The sequence below is a fragment of the uncultured Caballeronia sp. genome (assembly GCF_964243625.1).
Lineage (GTDB): Bacteria > Pseudomonadota > Gammaproteobacteria > Burkholderiales > Burkholderiaceae > Caballeronia.
The window spans coordinates 1-5530 of sequence record NZ_CAXTGZ010000410.1; the positions used below are offsets into that span (position 1 = coordinate 1).

Here is a 5530-nt window from a genome sequence, read left to right on the forward strand (position 1 = left end):
GACCGATGGTCCAGTTGGCGTGTTACTGCTCGCTACCGAGCGGCATCCATTTCGTCCGGCGCATGTGCACGCAATCGTATCCGCGCCGGGGTACAGGAAGCTGACGACTCACCTGTTCGATGCTGAAGACACCTATCTCGATTCGGACGTGGTCTTCGCCGTGAAGTCGTCGCTGATCCGCGAATTCAAGCGCAACGATTCGCCCGAGGCGGCAGAGAAGTTCGGCGTTCGTGGTCCGTTCTGGGAATTGGCGAACGACTTTGTACTTACCGGCATCAACGGATAACGCCATGTTCTTCGCCGTCATTGCCAAGGACCGCGCGGGCTGCACTGCGCTGCGCGCGCAAACGAAGCTTCGCCATAGCGCACATCTTGATGCCGCCGCAGAGGGTTTGCGCGTGCTCCAGACCGGGCCGCTGCTCGACGAAAGCGACGCGGAGGTGGGGTCGCTGCTGATCCTCGCGGCCGACACGAAGGAGACCGTTGAAGCCTTTGTAAACGACGACCCTTACGCGAAAGCGGGACTCTTTGCGCACGTGGAGATTCATCCGTGGTTATGGCGTCGCGGCAACCCGTACGTGACGACGCCAATCAAGCCGGGGACAAGCGTAACGAATCAGGAGACAAATCCATGAACGTATTTTGGTTGGGCTTCGGCAAGATGGGGGAACCGATGGCGCTGCGCGTGGCGGGAGCCGGACATGCGCTGAAGGTTTTCGATCTCAGCGATGAGCGCCGTGCCGCGGCACGGGCGCACAACCTGGAAGTGATCGAGTCTCTTGGAGACGCGGTCGCCAAAGCGGACGCGATTGTCAGCTCGCTACCGAATGACGCAGCGGTATCGCAGCTCCTTGCCGACGAGGTAGGCGCCTTGCTGAATGCGAAGCCGGGCACGTTACTTATTGAAACCAGCACCATCTCGGCTGCTGCCTCCGCTGTGCTCGCAAAAGCAGCGGCAGTGAGGCAACTCGGCTATCTGCGTGCTCCGATCTCCGGCTCGGTCGCAGCGGCCGCAAATGGCACGTTGACCACGTTCATCTCTGGTCCCGAAGACGTGATCGAGCGGGCATCGCCGATAGTCTCGGCCTACGCATCGACTATCTGCGTGGTCGGCGATGCGGAGCAGGCGAGGGTCATGAAGCTAGCGGTAAACCTGATGGTGACCACGCTGGTCGCGAGCCTCGGCGAAGCGTATGCCCTCTGCACGAAAGGCGGGATAGAGCCGAAGGTCGCGCTCGACGCCATCAGCACTAGTGCGATCGGGTCGCCGCACCTGAAGTTCAAGGCAAATGCGCTCGAACGCCGCGATTTCACTCCGACCTTTACAACAGTCCAGATGCGCAAGGACCTGAAGCTGATTTCAGATGGCGCCCGTGAGCTCGGAGTGCCGGTCCTGCTCGGTGCTGCGGTCGAGCAGATCATGTCTGCCACCGAGGCCTCTGGCTTCGGCGAGGAAGATTACGTTGCTTGTGCGAAGGTGATTGCAGGGCTCTCGGGCCTGCAAATGTAGTTGCATATTTGCGCTTGTTTCAACGTGGCCTGCCCAGAGGGCCACCGACACGGACACTACAAATACGGAGACGCATCATGTTGAACAGGAGAAGCTTTACTCGTGCGATGGTGGCGACGGTGGCAATGAGCGCGGCGGCATTGCCCGGTGCCCGCTTGTTTGCGCAGGACAAAAAACCTTTAAGGATTGGTTTCAGTATCGCACAGACTGGCGTACTCGGACCGGGCGGCAAGTCAGGCCTGATTGCAATGGAGGTCTGGCGCGACATCGTGAACGCAAAGGGCGGCATCCTTGGACGGCCCGTCGAACTGGTCGTCTACGATGATCAGTCAAACGCGGCATCCGCGCCGGCCATCTATTCAAAACTCGTCGATGTCGACAATGTTGACCTGCTTCTCTCGCCGTACGGCACGAACGTCGCGGGACCCATCGTACCGTTCGCGAAGGAACGCGGTCGTGTGTTGTTTGGCATGGCGGCGATCGGCTTGAACAAGAAGGTAGACTACGACCGCTATTTTTCGATCGGGCCGTGGGGACCCGATCCGCAACTGACCTATCAGGCGTTCTTCCAGCTCGCAAAGGAAAATGGGCTTAAGCGCGTGGCGATCCTCGCGGCTTCAGCGGAGTTCCAGCAGACGGCGGCCACTGGTGGACGGCTGATGGCTAAGCAAAACGGTATGCAGGTGGTATTCGACCAGCAATATCCGGCCAACACGACGGACTTCAGCGGTCTCCTCCAGGCGCTGCAAGGAACTCAACCGGACGTCGTCTATGTCTGTTCGTACCCAGCCGAATCCTCTGCCATTGTGCGAGGTGTCGATGAGATAGGCTTGCCACCGAGCGTCCAGTTATTTGGCGGCGGCATGGTGGGCGTGCAAAACGCTTCCTTGCTCGAGTCGCTGGGCTCGCGCCTGAACGGCATCGTCAATTACGAGTTGTTCTCGATCGATCCTAAGCTGCGTCAACCGGGCAGTGCTGAATTCCTGGCCGCATACTCCCAACGTGCCGAGGCGGCGAAGGTCGACCCGCTCGGACACTTCGTCCAGCCCTACTGGTACGTAGCGGGACAGGTGATCCAGGCTGCCGTCGAGGCCACGCATGGCACTGACGACAATGCAATCGCCGCTTGGCTGCACGCGAATCCGGTTCAGACCATCGCCGGGCCGATCCGCTTTGGCAGCAATGGGGAGTGGACCGACAACCGCGTGCTGATGTCGCAGTTCCAGGGCGTAGCGAATAACGACCTCGCACAATTTCGCACCCCGGGCAAAATTGCGATCCTGGCTCCGGATCGTTTTCGGTCCGGGACTTTCAGGCATCCGTTCGCGACCGCGCACGCGTAAGTCCGGAGACCCACACCATGGACTTCTCCACGCATCTTCTGGTCAGTGCCTTGCTCTCCGGCGTTCTGCTCGGCGCGTTCTATGCGTCGATCGCAAGCGGGTTGGCACTGGTGTTCGGCGTGCTTGAAATACCGAACCTCGCGCATCCTGCGGTGGTGGTCGCGGCGGCGCTCCTGGTTCACACCCTCAACAGTTGGGGAATCGATCCTTTGCTGGCCGGCCTGCTGCTGGCACCGGTCTTCTTCGTCGCGGGCGTCGGGTTTTATAAGCTGTATCGGGCTGTTTTCGAGTCGCGTGGCAAGGTCGACCCGCTCCGAAGCTTCTCGCTGTTCTTCGGGATGTCCTTCCTGATCGAGATAGCACTGATCTTGACGTATGGCGTGGATTTCCAAAGCGTCGATGCACCCTACATTGGTCGCTCACTGGTTCTCGGTACGTTTCGCGTGCCGTACCGAATGCTTGCATCGTTTATCTGTGGCACGGTCCTGCTACTCTGCTTGCAGCAGTATCTAAGCCGCACCATGATCGGCCGGGCCATTCGAGCCGCCGGGTACGACCAGGGCGCGCTGCCAATGCTATCCATCAACGCTGCACGCATCCGCCAGCTTGCCTTCGGTTTGTCGCTTGCAACAGCAGCGGTAGCCGGCTCGCTGATGATCGTGATTGGTCCTGTGCAACCGTCGGCGGACCGAATGTATATCGGACGCGCCTTTGCCGTGGTCGTGCTGGCCGGGATGGGGTCCGTGACCGGCGTTTATGTCGCGGGCATCCTGCTTGGCATTGCCGAGAGCGTCGTGTTGACAGTGTTGGGCGCATCGTGGGCGACGGCCGTATCGTTTTCGATGGTACTGATCGTGCTCGCCGTGCGGCCCGCGGGATTGTTCGGGAGGATGCGATGAAACGCTCGTCATGGTTCTGGGCAGGATGCGTCGCGTTGCTCGCGTGCGCATATCTGCTGACCCGGCTCGTCACTAACCAGTATGTATTTTTTGTGGGTGAAGTGGTGCTGCAGTTCATTGCCCTAGCGACGGCGTGGAATATCGCGGGCGGCTATGCCGGATACGTCAACTTCGGCACTGCGGGCTTCTTCGGCATAGGCGCGTATGTCGCCGTCGCCGTCTCACAAGCATGGGGTGCACCGCTACACCTGCAGATCCTGGCGGCGCTCGTGGCGGGCGGGGTGCTGGGACTCGGGGTGGGCTATCTGTCGGTGCGCTTGCGAGGCATCTATTACTCGATTGCAACCATTGCCGTCGCCGTAATTCTCGAAGCGATGGTGGTCAACTGGCCTTACGTTGGGGGAGCGCAGGGGCTGTCGATCGTCAGGCCAGCAGCGCCCGCCGGTTTCGCGAATTACACCGCATTTGTGTTTGTCGTCATGGCCTTTCTCACGATTGTTTGCGTGGCGATCGCCCGCGGACTGGAGCGTTCCCGGCTTGGCCTCGCGTTCGGTGCAATACGGGACAACGAGATGGTCGCGGAGGCGTGTGGCGTGCCCACGTTACGCACCAAATGTATTGCCACGGCGGTGTCGGGCGCTTTGATGGCGGCGGTCGGCGCGCCCTATGCGCTTTATGCCTCTTACATTGACCCGAGCGCGGCCTTCAGCATGAACTACAGCTTGTTGGCGCTGGCCATGGCGCTGCTCGGCGGGACGCTGTCGTGGCCGGGTCCTGTAATAGGCGCGCTCGTCCTGTCGCTCCTAGAACAAGGACTGAGCGTCACGGTATCGCCCGAGTTGAACTTGTTGTTCATCGGGCTGATCCTGGTCGGCGGTGTCGTGTTCCTGCCCGGTGGCATTTATCGGTTGCTCATCAGGCGCAAGCGCCCGCGTCGTGACATTCGGGGCGCTCACCGAAGGAGAACCGCATGAGCACGACACTGTTGGCCGTCAACAACGTCACAAAGCGGTTTGGCAGCTTTGTCGCGCTATCCGACATCTCGATCGAAATCGGCACGGGCGAGCGGATCGGGATCATCGGCCCCAATGGATCGGGCAAGACCACATTGATCAACTGCGTGTCGGGCAGGCTGCGTCCCGAGAGCGGGCGCGTGATGTTCGGCGGGGAGGACGTGACGCATATGCAACCACACCAGCGCGCGCAGCGCGGTCTCGCGCGCACCTTTCAAATCCCTCAGCCGTTCCACGGCATGACGCTGGTCGAGAATCTGTTCGTGCCGCTCGAATACGGGGCACGGGGAAGTGAGCGGCCGACGCAGGCAGTATTACGTGAATCCGCCTTGACGATCCTGGACAGTCTCGGGCTTACGGGCAAGGCGGACGAAGGGTGCGGGGCGCTCTCGCAGATCGAGCTGCGCAAGCTCGAACTGGCTCGGGCGCTCGCCGTGAATCCGCGCCTGCTGGTGTCTGACGAGGCGATGGCGGGGTTGTCCGCCAGCGAGGTGGACGAGGTGCTCGACATCCTGTTCGCGCTAGCTGACCGCGGCATTACCGTCATCATGATCGAGCACATCATGCGCGCAATCATGCGTTTCTCCGAGCGGGTGCTTTGCATCGTATCGGGAAAGCTGATTGCCGCCGGGCCGCCTGAGGAGATCGTCAGGCATCCCGAAGTACAGAGGGCTTACATCGGTGACTAGCCTGACTATCAAAGACGTGGTCGCCGGATACGGTGCTGTCAACGTTCTGCAAAAGGTATCGCTCGAGGTGCCCGAC

At 60.8% G+C, this 5530-nt stretch carries 6 protein-coding genes and 1 pseudogene; all 7 read left to right on the plus strand.

Going from position 1 to position 5530, the window contains the following annotated elements; genetic code table 11:
• Window positions 1–286 (plus strand): annotated as a pseudogene (locus ACFFAR_RS23185) (6-chlorohydroxyquinol-1,2-dioxygenase); the annotation flags it as partial.
• A 4-nt stretch (window positions 287–290) separates the two neighbouring features.
• Window positions 291–635, plus strand: a complete 345-nt coding sequence (locus tag ACFFAR_RS23190) for a YciI family protein (RefSeq protein WP_375508541.1) — start codon at window positions 291–293, stop codon at window positions 633–635.
• Window positions 632–1510, plus strand: coding sequence for an NAD(P)-dependent oxidoreductase (locus ACFFAR_RS23195; RefSeq protein WP_375508542.1), 879 nt, complete (start codon window positions 632–634; stop codon window positions 1508–1510). The genes ACFFAR_RS23190 and ACFFAR_RS23195 overlap by 4 nt, the downstream gene beginning before the upstream one ends.
• Before the next feature lie 77 nt (window positions 1511–1587).
• Window positions 1588–2853, plus strand: a complete 1266-nt coding sequence (locus ACFFAR_RS23200; RefSeq protein WP_375508543.1) for an amino acid ABC transporter substrate-binding protein — start codon at window positions 1588–1590, stop codon at window positions 2851–2853.
• A 17-nt stretch (window positions 2854–2870) separates the two neighbouring features.
• The gene (locus ACFFAR_RS23205; protein ID WP_375508544.1) at window positions 2871–3752 is read left to right on the plus strand and encodes a branched-chain amino acid ABC transporter permease; all 882 of its coding nucleotides are present in this window, start codon (window positions 2871–2873) and stop codon (window positions 3750–3752) included.
• On the plus strand, window positions 3749–4726 hold the full coding sequence (locus ACFFAR_RS23210) for a branched-chain amino acid ABC transporter permease (RefSeq protein WP_375508545.1): 978 nt from the start codon (window positions 3749–3751) through the stop codon (window positions 4724–4726). Before ACFFAR_RS23205 ends, ACFFAR_RS23210 begins: the two co-directional genes overlap by 4 nt.
• On the plus strand, window positions 4723–5454 hold the full coding sequence (locus ACFFAR_RS23215; RefSeq protein ID WP_375508546.1) for an ABC transporter ATP-binding protein: 732 nt from the start codon (window positions 4723–4725) through the stop codon (window positions 5452–5454). Before ACFFAR_RS23210 ends, ACFFAR_RS23215 begins: the two co-directional genes overlap by 4 nt.
• Window positions 5455–5530 lie beyond the last annotated feature (76 nt).